15 protein-coding genes are annotated in these 17,526 nt (G+C 60.0%); 8 read left to right on the top strand and 7 right to left on the bottom strand.

Annotation, left to right across the window (positions count from 1 at the left end; genetic code table 11):
• Positions 1–58: 58 nt before the first annotated feature.
• Positions 59–1,018 (bottom strand): rhamnose ABC transporter substrate-binding protein, encoded by a 960-nt coding sequence (gene rhaS, locus ACL2XN_RS03740; protein WP_413723449.1) that lies wholly within the window; start codon positions 1,016–1,018, stop codon positions 59–61.
• A gap of 576 nt (positions 1,019–1,594) precedes the next feature.
• Between rhaS and ACL2XN_RS03745 the strand changes: the two genes are divergently transcribed.
• From ACL2XN_RS03745 to ACL2XN_RS03755, 3 genes are read left to right on the top strand one after another with little or no spacing between them, the layout of a single operon-like run.
• Positions 1,595–2,419, top strand: coding sequence for a transporter substrate-binding domain-containing protein (locus ACL2XN_RS03745; protein ID WP_413723010.1), 825 nt, complete (start codon positions 1,595–1,597; stop codon positions 2,417–2,419).
• Positions 2,419–3,270: an amino acid ABC transporter permease gene (locus tag ACL2XN_RS03750; RefSeq protein ID WP_413730316.1), complete on the top strand. Its 852-nt coding sequence runs from the start codon at positions 2,419–2,421 to the stop codon at positions 3,268–3,270. The genes ACL2XN_RS03745 and ACL2XN_RS03750 overlap by 1 nt, the downstream gene beginning before the upstream one ends.
• Positions 3,271–3,316: 46 nt before the next feature.
• Positions 3,317–4,291, top strand: coding sequence for a homocysteine S-methyltransferase family protein (locus ACL2XN_RS03755; RefSeq protein ID WP_413728208.1), 975 nt, complete (start codon positions 3,317–3,319; stop codon positions 4,289–4,291).
• Positions 4,292–4,375: 84 nt separating this feature from the next.
• Here the strand turns inward: ACL2XN_RS03755 and dppA are convergent, their stop codons facing one another.
• The 4 genes from dppA to ACL2XN_RS03775 form a co-directional block, all read right to left on the bottom strand.
• Positions 4,376–5,950: a dipeptide ABC transporter periplasmic-binding protein DppA gene (gene dppA / locus ACL2XN_RS03760; protein ID WP_410016804.1), complete on the bottom strand. Its 1,575-nt coding sequence runs from the start codon at positions 5,948–5,950 to the stop codon at positions 4,376–4,378.
• Positions 5,951–5,979: 29 nt separating this feature from the next.
• Positions 5,980–6,129 (bottom strand): hypothetical protein, encoded by a 150-nt coding sequence (locus ACL2XN_RS03765; RefSeq protein ID WP_413730317.1) that lies wholly within the window; start codon positions 6,127–6,129, stop codon positions 5,980–5,982.
• A 65-nt stretch (positions 6,130–6,194) separates the two neighbouring features.
• Complete coding sequence (locus ACL2XN_RS03770) at positions 6,195–7,604, bottom strand: YeiH family protein (protein ID WP_410014741.1); 1,410 nt, start codon at positions 7,602–7,604, stop codon at positions 6,195–6,197.
• A 235-nt stretch (positions 7,605–7,839) separates the two neighbouring features.
• On the bottom strand, positions 7,840–8,718 hold the full coding sequence (locus ACL2XN_RS03775; RefSeq protein WP_410016805.1) for a DMT family transporter: 879 nt from the start codon (positions 8,716–8,718) through the stop codon (positions 7,840–7,842).
• Between the two features lie 265 nt (positions 8,719–8,983).
• Between ACL2XN_RS03775 and ACL2XN_RS03780 the strand changes: the two genes are divergently transcribed.
• The gene (locus ACL2XN_RS03780) at positions 8,984–9,982 is read left to right on the top strand and encodes a hypothetical protein (RefSeq protein WP_413728210.1); all 999 of its coding nucleotides are present in this window, start codon (positions 8,984–8,986) and stop codon (positions 9,980–9,982) included.
• A gap of 70 nt (positions 9,983–10,052) precedes the next feature.
• Here the strand turns inward: ACL2XN_RS03780 and ACL2XN_RS03785 are convergent, their stop codons facing one another.
• Entirely contained in the window at positions 10,053–10,904 is an 852-nt protein-coding gene (locus ACL2XN_RS03785) for an IclR family transcriptional regulator (protein ID WP_413730318.1), read from the bottom strand.
• 202 nt (positions 10,905–11,106) lie between these two features.
• Positions 11,107–12,654: an aldehyde dehydrogenase (NADP(+)) gene (locus ACL2XN_RS03790; RefSeq protein ID WP_413730320.1), complete on the bottom strand. Its 1,548-nt coding sequence runs from the start codon at positions 12,652–12,654 to the stop codon at positions 11,107–11,109.
• Between the two features lie 360 nt (positions 12,655–13,014).
• Here ACL2XN_RS03790 and ACL2XN_RS03795 point away from each other — a divergent pair, with 360 nt between their 5' ends.
• The 4 genes from ACL2XN_RS03795 (at position 13,015) to ACL2XN_RS03810 (ending at position 17,521) form a co-directional block, all read left to right on the top strand.
• Positions 13,015–13,917 carry a dihydrodipicolinate synthase family protein gene (locus ACL2XN_RS03795; protein ID WP_413730321.1) on the top strand — a complete coding sequence of 301 codons (903 nt, stop codon included), beginning with the start codon at positions 13,015–13,017 and terminating at the stop codon, positions 13,915–13,917.
• Between the two features lie 88 nt (positions 13,918–14,005).
• Entirely contained in the window at positions 14,006–15,355 is a 1,350-nt protein-coding gene (locus ACL2XN_RS03800; RefSeq protein ID WP_413730322.1) for an MFS transporter, read from the top strand.
• Between the two features lie 170 nt (positions 15,356–15,525).
• A complete protein-coding gene (locus ACL2XN_RS03805; RefSeq protein ID WP_410014747.1) occupies positions 15,526–16,548 on the top strand; it encodes an LLM class flavin-dependent oxidoreductase in 1,023 nt (340 codons plus the stop codon).
• A 298-nt stretch (positions 16,549–16,846) separates the two neighbouring features.
• Entirely contained in the window at positions 16,847–17,521 is a 675-nt protein-coding gene (locus ACL2XN_RS03810) for a MarC family NAAT transporter (RefSeq protein ID WP_410014748.1), read from the top strand.
• The last annotated feature ends 5 nt before the right edge of the window (positions 17,522–17,526 follow it).

The following is a 17,526-nucleotide window of genomic DNA, read 5'->3' on the forward strand; positions in this document are numbered from 1 at the left end:
ACCCTGCCGCCAGCATAAACGCCGGCTTATCCCGCCCGGGGATAAGCCGGGGCCCACATCAGAATATTTTGGAAAATTTATCGATATTGCCGGCATCATAGACAAAGGGCTTCGACATGGCGCCGTTGCCGTCGGCATCCAGCTGCACGTTGCCCAACCGGCCCATGCCGGCCTGGGTGGCGGTGGTTTTGCCTTTCACCAGATCATAGGCGAGATACGTGGCCGCATAACCCAGATCGATCGGGTTCCAGATGGCGAAACTCTTGGTGGCGCCGGATTTGACCGCGCCGGCCATTTCCGAAGGCAGGCCCAGGCCGGTCACGTAGACCTGGCCGATCTTGCCCTGGTCCTTTACCGCCTGCGCCGCGGCGACGATGCCCACGGACGACGGGGAAATGATCACCTTCAGGTTGGGGTAGGTCTTCAGCAGGCCGACGGTTTCACGGTAACTTTTATCCGACAGGTCATCCCCATAAGCCACGGTCACCAGGTTGACCGACGGATAGTGCGGCAGCACTTTTTTCATTTCCGCAATCCACAGGTTCTGGTTGGTGGAGGTGGGCGTGGCGCTTAAGATCGCCGTATCCCCCTTTTGCAGGCCCAGGGCGGTGATGGCGTCGGCCGCCAACTGTACGTTCATCTGGCCAATCAGGTCGTTGCTGGACGGATTGAGATGGATCTGGCGACCCTCCTTGGCCACGCCGGAATCCCAGGACACCACTTTGATGCCGCGCTGCATGGCTTTTTTCAATACCGGCACCAGGGCGTCCGGGTCGTTGGCCGAGACGGCGATGGCGTCCACGCCTTGCGCAATCAGGCCGTTAAGCACTTCAATCTGCGCTTCCGCGGTGGTGGTGGTGGGCCCGGTATAAATCACCTTCACGTCGCCCAGTTCCTTGGCGGCCTGCTGGGCGCCGACGTTCGCCGCCTCGAAGAAGCCGTTGCCCAGGGATTTTGCCACCAGCGCGATTTTGATTTCGGCGGACGCCGTGCCGGCCAACGCCAGGCAAGACGCCATCAGGGCACAACTGAGTATTTTTTTTAATGTCATCGTATGTACTCCAGCTGATAATACTGCGTGGGAAATACAGGGTAATAAAAAGGACGCGGCATGGTCGTGACGCCCGGCGCAATTGCGGTTCCGGATTGAGGCTGCGGCAAAGCCGCTGTAGGGTCGTGGCCGGCAATCATAAGCATGAACCTTCCTGGAAGGTAGTGTTATGACTCTAGAACCTGGCGCCGCGCGCCGCCTTTACGCCATTGCCATCTCTTGCCACACAGTGGCAATGACAGAAAGATGCGGATGAGCGGTATCACAAATTAATAACATTTATTCCCGGGCGTAAAACCGGGACAGGATGGCGACGCCGTCACGCGCCTGGCGGCGCCGGCACGCTATCCTGGCGCGGTTAATACCATCCCCCGGCGCATCCCGTTTCCGTGCGGCCGAACCGCCTGCGCCGCGCTTTTCAACGTCATTTCAAGTTGTTAGCTGATAAATATATAAGATATGCTGCGATGATATTTTGCAAATTCCGTCCATTCTGTATGGTGAGGTCATGACAGTCACTCCCTTATCCCGGCAGGAAAAATTATGCAGCGCTTGTTAACCGCCCTGACGTTTTTAACGCTTTTTTCACTCACCGCCGCTTCCGCGGCCTATGCCGGCGCCACCCTGGACCGGGTTAACCAGACCAAGGTGCTGCGCGACGTACTGGTGAACGATTATCCGCCGTTTGGTTTTATCGATGACAATAACCAGCTGGCCGGGTTTGATGTCGATGTGGCCAGGGCCGTGGCGCAAAAACTGGGCGTAAAGCTCGAGCTGGCCACGCCGGGATGGGAGGCCATCGTCGGCGGCAAATGGCGGGGGCGCTGGGATATATGCATCTGCTCCATGACCCCCAATACCGAACGGGCGAAAGTCCTTAATTTTCCGGTGCCATATTACAGTTCGCCGGCGGTGCTGGTGGTGAATAAAGATGAGAAAAATATTAAGGGCGCCGCCGACCTCACCAATAAAAAAGTCGGTGTCGGTATTGGCTCCAGTTATGAAAGTTACCTCAATAAAAGCCTGGTGATCCCCGGCGCCCGTCCCATTGTTTTCCCGTTTGATCATGTGCAGGTGGTGCCGACGGATGAAACCGTCGCGTTCCAGAACCTGGCCCTGGGCGCCGGCGCCCGCCTGGACGCGGTAGTGTCCGACCTGGCCACCGCCAATGCGCGTATCGCCAAAAGCGATCGTTTCCGCATCGCCGGCGAGCTGTATGCCGAGCCAAACTGGGTCGCCACCGATAAAGGGGACGCGCAATGGGATCAGACCGTGGCGGATACGGTAAACGCCCTGCGCGCCGACGGAACGCTGGCGCAGATTTCGCGCCGCTGGCTGGGAGAAGATATTACCCGGGCGCCGCAGTAATGCCGCCGTCGTCCGTCGCCGGCACGGAAAAACCGGCTCCCGCCGGCGCCGCGTTCGCGCGGCAGGGCCGCGCCGGGTTCCGGCTGCGCGCCACCCTGACCTGGGCGCTGTTGCTGGCGCTGCTGCTGGGGCTGTTTTCCCGCCTGGATCTGGATTTTGCGCTGATAGGGCAAAAACTGCCGTTTATGCTCGGCCTGCGCCTGTCCCCGGACGGCTTTATCCAGGGCGCGGCCTTAACCCTGGTGATTACCGCGCTGTCGATGCTGTTTTGCACGCTGCTGGGCATAGCGACCGCCGCCGGCCGCTTGTCGTCCAGCGCCGTCGCCTTCGGCTGCGCGACGTTTTATACCTCGCTGTTTCGCGGCACGCCGCTGCTGGTGCAGGTATTGATTATCTATCTGGCGCTGCCGCAGGCGGGCATTGTGCTCGGCGCCTTCAGCTCCGGCATCATAGCCCTCTCGCTTAACTATGGCGCCTACCTGGCCGAAACCATTCGCGGCGGCGTCATTGCCGTGCCCCGGGGCCAGACCGAGGCCGCCATGGCGCTGGGATTGCCGCGCGGGGTGATTATCTTCCATATTATCGCGCCGCAGGCGCTGCGGATTATCGTGCCGCCGGTGGGGTCGCTGTTTATTTCCATGCTGAAAGACTCGTCGCTGGTGTCGTTGATGGGGCTATGGGAGCTGAATTTCCTGGCGCAATCCTATGGCCGCAGCACCTATCATTATATGGAAATGCTGACGACCGCGGCGGCCATTTACTGGCTGATGTCCATGGTGCTCGAACTGTTCCAGGGGCGGCTGGAACGCCGTTTCGGCCGGGGTTACCCGCAGCGCGGCACGCCCCGGTGAGCCTGCGCGGGCAGCATCACTTCACTTTATTCAGGAGTCGCAAATCATGAGCAACGCCGAGCAAAAAAACACCCGCCGCGGCATCACTGTTCTGGATGGCGGCATGGGCCGCCTGCTGGAACAGCTGGGCGCGCCGTTCCGCCTGCCCGAATGGTCGGCGCTGGCGCTGATCGAGGCGCCGGAGTATGTCACGCGCGCCCATCAAATCTACGCCGACAGCGGCGCCCAGGTGCTGACCACCAATACCTTCGGGCTGGTGCCGCATATGCTGGGGGAGGCGCGTTTTCACCGCCGGGCCAGGTCGCTGGCCGGGCTGGCGGGACAACTGGCGCGCAGCGTGGCCGACCAGGCCGGCGCCGCCCGTCCGCCGTCCGCCATATTGGTGGCCGGCTCGCTGCCGCCGCTGTTTGAAAGCTATCGGCCGGATAAATTCATCCCCGCCCGCGCGGATGAAATACTGACGCCGCTGATCGCGGGATTGGCCCCCTGGATCGACTTTTGGCTGATTGAGACCCAGAGTTCGACGCGCGAGGCGCTGACGGCGCTGAACGCGGTCAGGCGTGTCAGCCCTCTGCCGGTGTATGTCGCGTATACCCTTAAGGACGAGGCCGGGCGCACCGGTCCGCCGGAGCTGCGCTCGGGGGAACCGGTGGCGGACGCCGCGGCCGCGACGCTGCGGGCGGGCGCCGCCGGAATATTGTTTAACTGCAGCCAGCCCGAGGCGATGGGCGAGGCGATCGTCGCGGCCCGGCGCGTCATTGACGCATCGGCAACCCCCACGGCGGCGCTTGGGGTCTACGCCAACGCCTTTATGCCGGAGCCTCCTTCCGATGAACCCTATGCCGGCATTTCGCGTCTCAGGGACGATCTCAGTCCGGAAAACTACCTGAAGTGGATCCGCCGCTGGGTCGGCCAGGGCGCCACCATGGTCGGCGGCTGCTGCGGCATCGGCCCCGCGCATATCGCCGCCATACGCAATGCCGGGAAAGATATTTTTCCCGGCGGGGTTGATGAATCTTAGCGGACATGGGATGCAGACCAGCAGATGTTTGCCAAGGAGGGGGGGCGGAGAAACGGCCGGGCTTCATCAGCCCGGCCGCGCCGTTTACTCTACCGAGACGATTTCAAAATGATGTTTGCGATCGACGATATAGCCCTTCACCTCCTTGCGGATTGGCTCGTAGACCGTGGAATGGGCAATCAGCAGCGCGGGCGCCTGGTCGTGCATGATCACCTGGGCCTGCCGGTACAGGGCGGCGCGTTTTTGCGGGTCCGACTCGATCCGGGCGGCCTGGATCACCGTCTCAAAAGGCGGGTAGCACCATTTGGAGTAATTGGAACCATTGTGCGCGGCGTCGCAGCCGAATAACGTGGCGAAAAAATTGTCCGGATCGCCGTTATCGCCGGTCCAGCCCGCCATCATCGTCTGATGCTCGCCGTTTTTTGCCCGTTTCAGGTACTCCCCCCATTCATAGGTGACAATCCTGGCGGTGACGCCGATTTTTGCCCAGTCCGACTGGATCATCTCAGCCATGCGGCGCGCATTCGGATTATAAGGACGCTGTACCGGCATGGCCCACAGGTCGATGGCGAACCCGTCCGCCAGCCCCGCCTCCTTGAGTAATTGCCGGGCCTTGGCCGGATCGTAGGGATAGTCCTGCACGGCGTCGTTATAGCCCCACAGGATCGGGGGGATGAGATTTTTCGCCGCCTGTCCGCCGCCGAGATAGACCGCGTCAAGGATGGATTGCTTGTCCACCGCCTGGATTAGCGCCTGGCGGACCTTAAGCTGGTCCAGCGGTTTTTTTTCCACGTTAAAGGAAAGATAGCCGACGTTCAGGCCCGCCTGTTCCTTTACCACGATGTCTTTATTGTCTTTCATTTTGGCGATATCGGCGGGGTTGGGGAATGACATGACCTGACATTCATTTTTTTGCAGTTTCGCGTAGCGTATGGACGCATCGGGCGTAATGGAAAAAATCAAACGGTCTATTTTGGGTTTCTCGCCCCAATAGCCGGCAAACGCGTTGTAAACAATTTTGGAATCCTTCTGGTATTGCACTAATTGGAAAGGTCCGGTGCCGATGGGCTGCAGATCGATTTTTTCCGGGGTGCCCGCCTTCAGCATCTTCGCGGCATATTCGGCGGAGGTAATGGAGGCGAAATCCATTGCCAGGTCGGCAAGGAACGGCGATTCGGGCCGGTTCAGGACAAAACGGACGGTATCATCATCGACCTTCTCTATCCTGGCGATAAGCTTGTCCAGACCCATGCCGGAAAAGTATTGATAGTTGCCGCCGGAGACATTGTGATAGGGGTTATCGGCGTCTTTCTGGCGATTAAAGGTAAACAGGATGTCGTCGGCGTTAAAATCGCGCGTGGGGGTAAAATCGGCATTACTCTGCCATTTCACGCCATGGCGCAAATGAAAGGTGTAGGTTTTTTTATCGTCGCTGATATCCCATCTCTCCGCTAATCCCGGCTGTGTTTCCGTGGTGCCTATTTTGAACTGCACGATGCGGTTGTATATCGGTATCGAGCTGGCATCGTATGTGGTGCCCGCGGTAAAGAGCTGCGGGTTGAATCCTTCGGGGGAGCCTTCCGAACAATACACCAGCGTTTGCGCGGCAAGCGTTGATGAAAAAAGGAGGATGCCTAAGGGCAATCCGGTCGTTAACAGGCGTGGTTTCACGTCATACCTCGGTGGCTTCAGAGTAGCGTTATCAGTGTGGCGGCAAATGCCGCGCAGTGGTCGTCCGGCGAAACCAGCCTGTCGTGATGCAGGCACAGGCGGGAGTCCCCCAGGCTGGCGCCGAAGGCCGACCCCAGCGCCGACAGCCCGGGCACCTTACGTTCCATCTCGGCCCGGTCGCGCCGGCAAAAACGACAGTGCGCACAGCGGACAGCGTGGTTTTGCCGTGGCATTACAGATTACCCAGCTGGTTCCAAAAGTCCGCAAAGACATGGGCGGAAAGGAAATAACCGAGGATGACATTGACCACGACCCCGAGGGTAAATGCCCAAAACGGCCGCAGGCCGGTGCTGGTCAGGCGGGAGAAGCGGGTGCTTAGGCCAATGCTTAAAAAGCAGAAAATAAACGCCCAGGTGCGCAGCGCCGTGATCGGGGCGATAAAGGCCGGCGTCAGGGTGGTGCGGTATTCCGCCAGAGTGTAGTGGCTGCTTAGCCAGGTAACGAACAGCGAGGCCAGCACAAAACCCAACACGAATTTGGGGAAGCGCTGCCAGATTTCCGCCGCCCCGGTCCTGGCGTCGATGTCATTATCCGCGTTGCGCCAGCGGGTGGTGGCGACGATAGCCAATGCAAATGCCCAGATGCCGATCCAGATATCGCGGCCAATCACTTTCATCAGGGTAAACGCCTGCACCGCGGCATCCGGTTTGCCGGCGATGGCGCCGGCCGAATGGGCGGCAAAATCACTGTAGGTTTGCGCCGCCGCGATGCCGGCCGCGTCGGCAAATTCCGACGTGCCTATCCAGGCGCCGGCGACGCCGGTGGAAAGCCCCAGCGCGCGCGCCGCAAACGGCAGCACCAGCAACGACACGATAGCCCAGATAATCACCAGCGAAATGGCCACCGAGGCCTGCTCGCGTTTGGCGCGCACCGCGCCCGCCACGGCGATGGCCGCCGACACGCCGCAAACGGCGCCGCCGACGCCCAGCACCGCGGCGAAACGCTGCTCAAGCCCCAGCAGGCGGGCGGCGTAATAGATGACAAAAAAGGTGACCAGCGACACGATAGCCGCCTGTCCGATCGCCACCGGACCGGCCCAGAGGATAAGCGTCAGCGGCAGCGTGGCGCCCAGCAGCACGATGCCGATTTTAATAAAGTATTCCACGCGCAGGCTTTGCGCCAGCCAGTCCGGTATCCGCCAGAGATTGGACACCGCCAGCCCCAGCACCAGGGCCAGCAGCGGCGGTTCCAGATTATAACGCGAGGCGCTGGCCCAGGCGCCGAGCTGGAAAATAAATACCGCCACAATAAACAGCACGGTAAAACCGGCCAGGAACGTGCCGGGCCGGTGGCCGATAATGGCGCCGCTGACGGTAAGCAGCACCGCCCAGACCAGGTACAGCCCCGCCAGCGCGGGCAGGCGGCTGACCAGATCCCGGCCCGCCTCATCCAGGGTGGTCCATTTCGCCGGCGCGGTAGCCAGCCATTTGATACTGCCGCCCTGTGAAAACAGGATAAACGCGGTCCCGATTAACGCGAGCGCCAGGATGATCGACCACCAGTCCTCCTGTTGCCACCAGCGGGACGCCCGCGGCTCTTCAGGCGGGACGATTGCCGCGCCGTTATGTTCGCTTATGCTCATTATTCCTGCCCTAATGGAGAAGTGATTATTAGAATAATCAGCGGGTAAAAAGCCGCTGTTCCCCGAAAAATAGCGGAAATGCCACGGACTGGGTATTACTATTAAGTTATGGTTAATAACTAATGATTATATATTAGGACGTGAGGCTAAATGGCGCCGAAAATAAACAACCCAGGGCCGGCTATTGCCGTAATGTACTTTATAAACCTGAAATCAAGATATAGGCGCCGCGCCGCTAGGCGTTAATTTTTTTCAGCAGCAGGTATTGACGGCCGCGATACAGTATTAACGCCAGCAAAATCAGGCAACAGCCCACGGCCTTTTGCGCCGGCATATTTTCTCCATACCATAGGGTCGCGAGCAGAACGGTCCATACCGGTTCCAATACCATGATAATGGCGGCATTGGCCACGCTGGTTTTTTTCTGCCCCGCCATTTGCAATAAAAATCGTAACGAGGTGGCAATAATCGCGCTGGCCGCGAACCATAGCCAAATATCGGCGCCGATCGCGGCGGGCCATGTCTCGTAGTACCATGAAAGCGCCACGCCGCAGAGGCCGGTGCAAAACAACTGGATACAGGTTAAGGGCAATACCGGCATTAAACGGGCAAAACGGCTGTTCACACAAAAATATACCGCCTGGGCCAGCGCGGCGCAGAGAAACCAGAACTGGCTAACGGAAAGTTGCCAGCCGTGGGTCAGGGTAAGCAGGGCCAGACCCGCCAGCGCCAGCGGCAACGATTCCCAAAACGGGCGCGACGGCGGCATCCTGAATAGAATCCACGCCGCCAACGGCACAAACAGCATGGACAGGCTCATGATAAACGCGCCTTCTCCCAGGGCATGACTGAGCGATACCGCATAGATCCACAGCAATAGCGATACCGCCTGCAGGCAACCCACGCCGATAATGCCGGGGATCGCCGCCGGGATGATGTGGTTTCGCCGGCCGAAGCAAAAGGGCAGCAGGAACGCGGCGGCAAGTAAAAACCGCGCGCCGATAAAACCGAACGTCGGCATTCCCTGTAACGATTCCTTGGAGAAGATCCATCCAAAACCCGCAATTAACGTTGTTGCCACTAATAACAAATCCGCGCGCCGTTGTTGGCTTATCATTATCCGCTTACCAGCCTGTGCTTATATGAATATTTCGCCGTTGTACCCGCCGGAAAAGAACCATCGCCGGCCGTGGTCATTATCTCTTTTACCATAATGACTTAACCCATCCATAAATCAATATCTACGCTTATGGTGTTTGGCGGCGGCCAGCACAGGGCGGACACCCGCCGGCCTGTGAGACCTGGGCATGCCGCTGGATATAAACAGACCTGAGAATTCTTCAGTGCCACATTTTCGACGCACTTCAATGAGGAAATATATGGATATCCCCGCAATCTCATCCGCCGGTCTCTCTCCGGGAATTGTAAATGGATTTGACCACGCTGATACACAACAAAATAACGCTCTATTGGCCGAGTGGGACAACTGGGCTAAGCTGGCGCCGGACGGCGAGGCTGAATATCGCAACAAAGCCGTGCTTATGCTAAAAGATTGTCTGGAACGCGGCGCGACCTATCTGAACCTGAACTGCCTGAATATTTCAAGCTTGCCGGCAAGCTTGCCGCCGACGCTGACGTCGCTTTACCTTGATAATACGCACCTGGCGAAGTTATCGGATACTCTGCCGGAGGGATTACAGACACTGAGCGTCAGCAACACGCCGCTGGAAAGCATTTCAGCCGGTCTGCCCCAGGGGTTGCAGACGCTTTCCGCCAACCGCACAAACTTGACCGCTTTGCCCGAACTGCCTTCGACGCTCACCAGCCTCGACGTCAGTAACACGATGCTAACTGAGCTGCCCACGTTACCCGAGGGTTTGGCGATCATCCATGCCTCCGATACCCAGTTGGCACGCTTACCCGCCAATCTGTCGGGGACATTAAAGCTGTATATCGCCAATACCCCGCTGGCATCGTTAATCGATAAGATGCTGCCCGGCATCCTGCTGTCCGGTGGGCTGTTCAGCGCCGGCGCATTGCTGGGGGGAGTACTGCCTGGATGGTTAACCGGGGGCTTGCACGGCGATGGCATAATTGGCGACCCCGTCCCAGATTTGCCCGGCGTTGGAATCATTGACGGCCCCGCCGGCGGCTTACCCGGCAATGGGATTATCGAGGGCGCCACCGGCGGCGTGCCCGGCGGCGCGATGGTTGGCGCAATAGCCGGGGAATCCCCGCTTGGCGCGGCAAACGCGGCGATGGCCGGTGCGATATCGGACAAGGGTATTCTCGATCTCAGCAAGGTCCCCCGCAGCCGTTTGGCCAGCAGCGAGGCGACCGTGCCTGCGCAGCCCGACACGGAGGCGCTAACCTCATAAAGCGCACCGGGTCGTGATGTTATCCTGAGAAGGCCGCCTGGCGGTCTTCTTTTTTTAGGGCGTCCCGCTATCAGCCGGCATGGTCCGGGCGGCTATCGTGGCGCGTGAATGCCGTTGCCGCGGCGACAGTGCGGCCCGGCAAACAGCCCAGCTCCAGCGAAATTTTGTGGGCGGTCTCCATCACCAGCCCGGCCAGTCCCTCCAGGCGGGGGAGGGGCAACCGTTCCGCCGGCCCGGACACACTGAGCGCGGCGAAAACCTGGCCATTGGCGCCGCGTATGGGCGCGCCGACGCAGTGCACGCCAAGTTCATTTTCCTGCAAATCATAAGCGCAGCCTCGTTCATGAATCAGCCGCAGTTCCGCCAGCAGCAGATCGCCGTCGGTAATGGTGTGCGGCGTGCGTTCCGGCAGGGAATCGCTAATGATTTTATGTATAAGGCCGGCGGATTGCCAGGCGAGAAACGCCTTGCCGACGCTGGTACAGTGCACCGGCGCCGCCTCGATGCGGGTTATCATGGTATTGCCGCTGCTGTTCATGGCCTGCCGTTCCACAAAGGCCATCTGCGCGCCGTCAAAAATGCACAGATGCGTATTTTCGCCGGTGATCAGCTGCAGCCGGGTAGCATAAGGACGGGCATGGCTGTCCAGATCGAGGTTTTGCAATACCAGGCTCCCCAGCTGAAATAATTTCATGCCCAGCTTGTAGGTATCCCGTTTGCCGTTTTGTTCCAGCAAACCGATATCCCGCAGCGACGACACCAGGCGATGGGTGGTGGCGCGCGGCAATCCCGTGCGCGCGGCAATATCCGCCGGCGTCAGATCGGCGTCGCGTTGGGAGAAGCATTCCAGGATTTGCATAACCTTGATCAGGCTTTTGATCGATGCCTGCTGGGCGACCTCAGCGTCGGCGCGTGTTTTCATACCTACTCCCTGCATCAGATAACGGACCACCGCGATGGCTTACCTACCGTCGCTTAGCTTACCATGCCCGGGCCAGGTCCGGGCGTGGCCGCCCTTTGCCAGCGCGCATGCGCCGTTTTTGCTTAAAAAAAACCTTCATCGCCATTATATCCCGAATTGCGGGATGTTCACGCGCTGAGTCAATCACGCCCGGCGCGCCGCCTTATACCGGCGCGGCGCCATGCGGCCGCAGTTCCGGGGGCAGCAGCGCGGCGGGGAAATCCTGGTAACAGACCGGACGCAGGAAGCGGCTAATGGCGCCGGCGCCCACTGACGTGGTGCGCGCATCGCTGGTGGCGGGGAAGGGACCGCCGTGCACCATGGCGTAACCCACGTCCACTCCTGTGGGGAAGCCGTTGACCAGCAGCCGTCCGGCGCGGCGCTCCAGGGTGGGCAGCAGCGCCCGCGCATCGTCGTGATCGGCATCGTCCAGATGCAGGCTGACGGTCAGCTGGCCTTCCAGCGCCTGTACCGCCGCCAGCAATTGCCGGTTATCCCGGCAGCGCACCACCAGTGAAGTGGGTCCGAACACTTCCTGGCTCAGCGACGGCTGGGCGAGGAAATCGCCGGCATCCGTCACCAGCACCGCCGCCTGCGCCTGGTTGGGCGCCCGCGCCGGTTGTCCCGCGGCAAGCCGGCCGACGCCGCCGGCAGCGCCGAGCGCCGCGGTGTTTTCCCGCCATGCCCGCCAGATGGCGCCGGTCAGCATGGTGGCGGCGGGCTTCTCTCGCAGCGCCAGTGTTACCTGCCGGCAGAAATGCCGCAGCGGTTCGCCGTCGATGGCCAACACCAGTCCGGGGCAGGTGCAGAACTGGCCGGCGCCCAAGGTCAGCGACTCCACATAGCCGCCGGCGATGGCTGCGCCCCGGTGAGCCAACGCGGCCGGCAACAGGATCTGGGGATTAACGCTGCTCATTTCGGCATACACCGGTATCGGCACGGCGCGTTGCCGCGCCTGGGCCACCAGCGCCAGGCCGCCCGCCCGCGAGCCGGTAAAGCCTACCGCCTGGATCAGCGGATGCGCCACCAGCCGTTCGCCCACGCTGTGTTCGGCGCCATGCAGCAGCGAAAACACGCCGGGCGGCAGCCGCAGTTGCTCCGCCGCCTGCTGGATGGCCCGTCCCACCAGCTCGCTGGTACCGGGATGCGCCGGATGCGCCTTGACCACAATCGGGCAACCGGCCGCCAGCGCCGAGGCGCTATCGCCGCCGGCAACCGAAAACGCCAGCGGAAAATTACTGGCGCCGAATACGGCCACCGGCCCGAGCGCGATATGACGCTGGCGTAAGTCCGGGCGCGGCAGCGGCTTGCGCGCGGGCAGCGCTTGTTCAATGATGACCTGCAAAAATTCCCCGCGCCGCACCACCTCGGCAAACAGCGCCAGCTGTCCAAGGGTACGGGCCCGCTCGCCCTCGATACGCCCGCGCGGCAGCCCGGTTTCCTGTACGGCGCGCGCAATCAGCGCATCGCCCAACGCCTGAATATTGTCGCCGATGCGCGTCAGGAAATCGGCGCGCAGCGTCAGCGGCAGCGCGCGGTAAACATCAAAGGCCTGTTCCGCCAGTTGGCAGGCGCGATCGATCTGCGCGGGCGCGGCATCATAAAAATCAGGTGCCAGCGGCCTGTCGCCGGCGGGATCGGCGGCGTGGAACCGCGTGCCGCCCCCTTGTTGCATTTCGCTGCCAATAATCAGGTTGCCTGTAAGCTCCATCGCCTGCCTCCTCATGAAAACGCGGCGCGTATCTTCTGACCCGGCGCCATAATTATCGCGTAAATCCCATAATGTGGGATATGAATAAATAATTTTACGGTTATATACCGTGATGTAAATAGAACCCGCTGTGATTTTACTGCGGATACGCTTGGGTTTTCATTCGTTATTTGATTAAATAGCTATTAATCATAAAGTTGAATGTAATTATTTTATAATAGTGGTTATTTTTTTGGATTTTATTGCTATTAAATGTGATTTAAATCCCATATTGATGGATTTAGTATTGATCAAAGAAAAATTATCTCACACTAATAGATGTATATCGTATTCGCAACATCCCCATAACAGGAGTGTAAAATGAGTCAGAATAACCATGCTGATCTAAAGGCTAAACTGCGCGGGGTGCTGCCGCCTATCGCCATGCCGTTCGATGCCCGGGGTGAACTGGTGACCGGCGGGCTGAAACCGCAGATTGATTTTATTATCAACAGCGGCGCCGGCGCGATTGTGGTCGGCGGCAGCACCGGCGAAGGCCATACGCTCTCCGACAGTGAATTTAAACAGGCGATGACCGAGGCATATGAAGCCAATAACGGCCGCGTGCCCTTCGTCGCGGGACTTATCGTTAACAGCACCCGCCAGGCGATTGCCCGCGTCAAAATGCTGGCCGGCATGAAACTCGATGCGCTGCAGGTCACGCCGGTGCACTATCTGTTCAAGCCGGATGCCGAGGCCACGGTGCGGCATTTTCGTGAAATCTACGATGCCACCGGCGTTCCTATCCTTATCTATAACGTTATCCCCTGGAACTACCTCAGCCTGGAGCTGATGGGCCGCATTATGGATGAAGTGCCCGGCGTGGTGGGCATGAAGCAAAGCTCCGGCGACCTGAAAGCCGTGTCCGATCTGCTGCTCAGCTGCCCGGATAAAATTATCCTCAGCGGCGTTGATGCGCTGCTGTATCCCGCTTTTGCCCTGGGCTGCCAGGGCGCGATTTCGGCGCTGACCAGCGCGGTGCCCTCAGTGGTGCATGACCTGTTTACCGCCGTGGAAAACAACGATCACGCCACCGCGCGCGCCCTGCATTTCGGCCTGGCCGGGCTGTGGAATACGCTGCCCCACGATAATTTGCCCGCCTGCGTAAAATATATCCAGTCGCTGCAAGGGGTGCCGCTGTTCCAGCCGCGTCCGCCGATGCAGCCGGTCAGCGAAGCGCTGAAACACCAGATCAAACAGGCTTTTGATCACCTGATGGGGTAAAGCCACTCCGGCCTGTGTCCACGCTGGGACGCAGGCCCATAATCATAGCCCAGCGCCCCCGTACCCGGCGCGATGGAGGCGAACGGCGATGAAATCTTATCACTCTGCATTCGCGGCCGATGCGCATGAAAATACCGCGCCGGCATACCTGAACCTGACCAGGCCTAAACACCATAATCTGCGATGGCTCATTATTGGCATCATTGCACTACTCACTATTACCAATTATCTGGATCGCGGCAATCTCTCCGTGGCGGCGCCGCAGATTATGCGGGATTTGCATATCAGCAACGCCATGATGGGGGTGATCCTCTCGGCCTTTGTCTGGCCTTACGCCATCATGAATTTGCCCGCCGGCTGGGCGGTGGACCGTTTTGGCGTCAGGCTGTTGCTCGCGCTGGCGGCGGGGCTGTGGTCGATTGTCGCCATTCTTACCGGCTTTGCCCGCGGCGTCGGCGCGTTTATCGGCCTGCGCGTCGCGCTGGGCATCAGCGAGGCGCCGTTATTTCCCGCCGCGCTGAAAGCGGCCGACACCTGGTTTCCCGAACGGGAAAAAGCGGCGGCCACCAGCGCCTATATCGCGGCCACCCAAGTGGGGCTGGCGCTGGCGCCGCCCATTTCGACACTGCTGATGGCGCAATTCGGCTGGCCGGTAATGTTTATCATCATGGGGATGCTGGGTTTTATCGCCCTCATCGGCTGGCTGGTTATCTACCGCGAACCGGAGCGGCATCCCCGGCTGCACCGGGACGAGCTGCGCTATATCAGCGCCGGCCAGCAGCAGCGCCGCGACGCCGTGCTTGCCGGCCGGGGCCGGGTTTCGCTGCGCGAATGGAGCGGCCTGTTCACCTACGCCACCACCTGGTACATGGTAATCGGCGGCTTTTGCCTGCAATACGTCTTCTGGTTCTACATCACCTGGCTGCCGACCTACCTCCAGCAGGCGCAGGGCTTTACCCTTAACCGCGCGGGCCTGCTCTCGGCGCTGCCTTATATTGCCGGCGGCGTGGCGGTGCTGATCGGCGGCCGATTCTCCGATCGGCTGGTGAGCCGCGGCGTGGATCCGTTCAAGGCCCGCCGCTGCACCATCGCCGGGGCCGCGGTAATGACCGCGCTGGCGATGTTTGTCACCGCCGCGTCCAACGGGCCGGCGCTGGCGGTGGCGCTGCTGACGCTTGGCATGTTTACCTACAGCCTTTCCTCCGGCAACTACTGGACATTGGCCGCCGAAGCCGTCACCTCCAGACGCCTGGTCGCCTCGGTGGGCAGTATCCAGAATTTCGGCGGCTTCCTCGGCGGCGCCTGTTCGCCCATCGTCACCGGCGTGGTGGTCGACAGGTTCGGCGGTTTTGTCCCCGCGCTGGTGGTGGCCGGCGCCATGGCGCTTGTTTCGGCCGTCATGTATGGCATTGCGTTGCGCCGGCGCCTGCCGGTATAACCGGTGGAAACCTCCGCGCGCCGCCAGGAGTCGCGGGGCGCGCTTTTCTCAGGATGGCCTGAACGGCCGGCGTTGTAATTCTTAGCAGTATTGTGTATTTATTTAACCTCATTGCTAAGGTTTATGGTGACCATGCCGGCCAGCCACTCTGAAGAGAAGGACAATACGCCATGAAGAAGATTGGATTTTTGTCGTTTGGCCACTGGACGCCTTCCCCGCAGTCGGGGACCCGCTCCGCCGCCGATGCGCTGCTGCAATCCATCGAGCTGGCCGTCGCCGCCGAGGAACTGGGCGCGGACGGCGCCTATTTCCGCGTGCACCACTTCGCCCGCCAGCTCAGCTCTCCGTTCCCGCTGCTGGCAGCGGTCGGCGCCAGGACCCGCCGTATCGAGATCGGCACCGGCGTTATCGATATGCGTTATGAAAACCCTCATTATATGGCCGAGGACGCCGGCGCGGCCGACCTTATCGCCGGCGGGCGCCTGCAGCTCGGCATCAGCCGGGGTTCGCCCGAGCAGGTCATCGAGGGCTGGCGCCACTTCGGCTACCGGCCCGCCGAAGGCGAGACGGATGCCGATATGGCCCGGCGCCATACCGAAACCCTGCTTGAGGTGCTGCGCGGAGAAGGATTCGCCCAGCCCAATCCGCAGCCGATGTTTCCCAACCCGCCGGGACTGCTGCGTCTCGAACCTTACTCCGCCGGCCTGCGCGAGCGTATCTGGTGGGGGGCCGGCTCAAATGCCACCGCGGTCTGGGCGGCAAAGCTTGGGATGAACCTGCAAAGCTCCACGCTAAAGGATGACGAGACCGGCGAGCCGTTCCATGTGCAGCAGGCCGCGCAGATCCGCGCCTACCGCGCGGCCTGGCAGGAAGCCGGGCATACGCGCGCGCCCCGGGTATCGGTGAGCCGCAGCATCTTCGCCCTGATGGACGAGCGCGATCGCGCCTATTTCGGCAACAGCAGCCGCGACGGCGACCAGATCGGTTTCCTCGACGAAAAGACCCGCGCCATCTTCGGCCGCAGCTACGCCGCCGAACCGGATGTGCTGATAAAGGAACTGGCGCAGGATGAAGCGATTGCCGAGGCCGATACGCTGCTGCTAACCGTACCGAACCAGTTAGGCGTCGACTATAACGCGCACGTGATCGAGGCGATATTGCACCATGTCGCGCCCGGCCTGGGCTGGCGCTGACCGTACCGGCGCCTGCGCGCCGCATTAGCGGCGCGGCGGTCATGGCGGCATGGATCATTGCCCGCCGGTATTTTTACTTATTTGCGCCACGCCAGCGCTTAAATTAAATTTATCATTACCCTGTTCCGGACGGGAATCACTATTTCGCCGCCGTTAACATTCGTTAAGATATAACCTATTTACAGGAGATGCTTATAACAGCAGTCAGCCAATATTGTCCCTGCCGCGCCATGCCAGGGTAATTTTTTCATGCTAAGCTATGCGCCGTCTGTTCCTGTGATTGTTTGAGGTACGCCCCATGTTAGGACTTTCCCAATTGTTGCAAGCGGTAACCTTGGGTTTGGTATTGCTGTTGCCGCTGGTGAATCCGTTAACATCGGTTGCGCTGTTATTAAGCCTTTCCGGCAACATGAGCTATAAAGAAGTCAAACATCAGGCGTTTCTGGCCTCGGTGTACGTCTTTTTCATCATGATCGTCGCTTTTTATGCCGGCCAGCTGGTGATGAACACCTTTGGCATTTCCATCCCGGGACTCAGGATTGCCGGCGGGCTGATTGTCGCGTTTATCGGTTTTCGCATGCTTTTTCCCCATCCCCGCCATGAAAAATCCTCTATCGTGGATGCCAAACATCAAGAGATGCTGAACGAGGGTTCGGAAAGCATCGCCTTTGTGCCGTTGGCCATGCCGGGCAGCGCCGGGCCCGGCACCATCGCCATGATCATCAGTTCGGTTTCCACGTTAAAAGATAATTCTCTGGGGTTTGAAAGCTGGGTATTGCTGGTCAGTCCAGCGCTGACCTTTGCCACCATCTCTTTTATCCTTTGGATTTGCCTGAACGGCTCCGGCGTTATTATGCGCCTGATTGGCAAAAGCGGTATCGATGCCATATCCCGATTAATGGGTTTTCTGCTGGTATGCGTAGGGGTGCAGTTTATAATAAATGGCGTTTTAGAAATCATCGCGGTGCATTAATACAT

Source organism: Sodalis sp. RH22, assembly GCF_047324165.1.
Lineage (GTDB): Bacteria > Pseudomonadota > Gammaproteobacteria > Enterobacterales > Enterobacteriaceae > Acerihabitans.

What these genes read in the sequence shown, in the direction of transcription:
- ACL2XN_RS03805 (WP_410014747.1), top strand. Translation starts at nt 15,526, where the DNA reads ATGAAGAAGATTGGATTTTTGTCGTTTGGCCACTGGACGCCTTCCCCG.
- ACL2XN_RS03810 (WP_410014748.1), top strand. Translation starts at nt 16,847, where the DNA reads ATGTTAGGACTTTCCCAATTGTTGCAAGCGGTAACCTTGGGTTTGGTA.
- ACL2XN_RS03745 (WP_413723010.1), top strand. Translation starts at nt 1,595, where the DNA reads ATGCAGCGCTTGTTAACCGCCCTGACGTTTTTAACGCTTTTTTCACTC.
- ACL2XN_RS03780 (WP_413728210.1), top strand. Translation starts at nt 8,984, where the DNA reads ATGGATATCCCCGCAATCTCATCCGCCGGTCTCTCTCCGGGAATTGTA.
- ACL2XN_RS03765 (WP_413730317.1), bottom strand. Translation starts at nt 6,129, where the DNA reads ATGGAACGTAAGGTGCCCGGGCTGTCGGCGCTGGGGTCGGCCTTCGGC.
- ACL2XN_RS03785 (WP_413730318.1), bottom strand. Translation starts at nt 10,904, where the DNA reads ATGAAAACACGCGCCGACGCTGAGGTCGCCCAGCAGGCATCGATCAAA.
- ACL2XN_RS03790 (WP_413730320.1), bottom strand. Translation starts at nt 12,654, where the DNA reads ATGGAGCTTACAGGCAACCTGATTATTGGCAGCGAAATGCAACAAGGG.
- ACL2XN_RS03750 (WP_413730316.1), top strand. Translation starts at nt 2,419, where the DNA reads ATGCCGCCGTCGTCCGTCGCCGGCACGGAAAAACCGGCTCCCGCCGGC.
- ACL2XN_RS03755 (WP_413728208.1), top strand. Translation starts at nt 3,317, where the DNA reads ATGAGCAACGCCGAGCAAAAAAACACCCGCCGCGGCATCACTGTTCTG.
- rhaS (WP_413723449.1), bottom strand. Translation starts at nt 1,018, where the DNA reads ATGGCGTCTTGCCTGGCGTTGGCCGGCACGGCGTCCGCCGAAATCAAA.
- ACL2XN_RS03800 (WP_413730322.1), top strand. Translation starts at nt 14,006, where the DNA reads ATGAAATCTTATCACTCTGCATTCGCGGCCGATGCGCATGAAAATACC.
- ACL2XN_RS03770 (WP_410014741.1), bottom strand. Translation starts at nt 7,604, where the DNA reads ATGAGCATAAGCGAACATAACGGCGCGGCAATCGTCCCGCCTGAAGAG.
- ACL2XN_RS03795 (WP_413730321.1), top strand. Translation starts at nt 13,015, where the DNA reads ATGAGTCAGAATAACCATGCTGATCTAAAGGCTAAACTGCGCGGGGTG.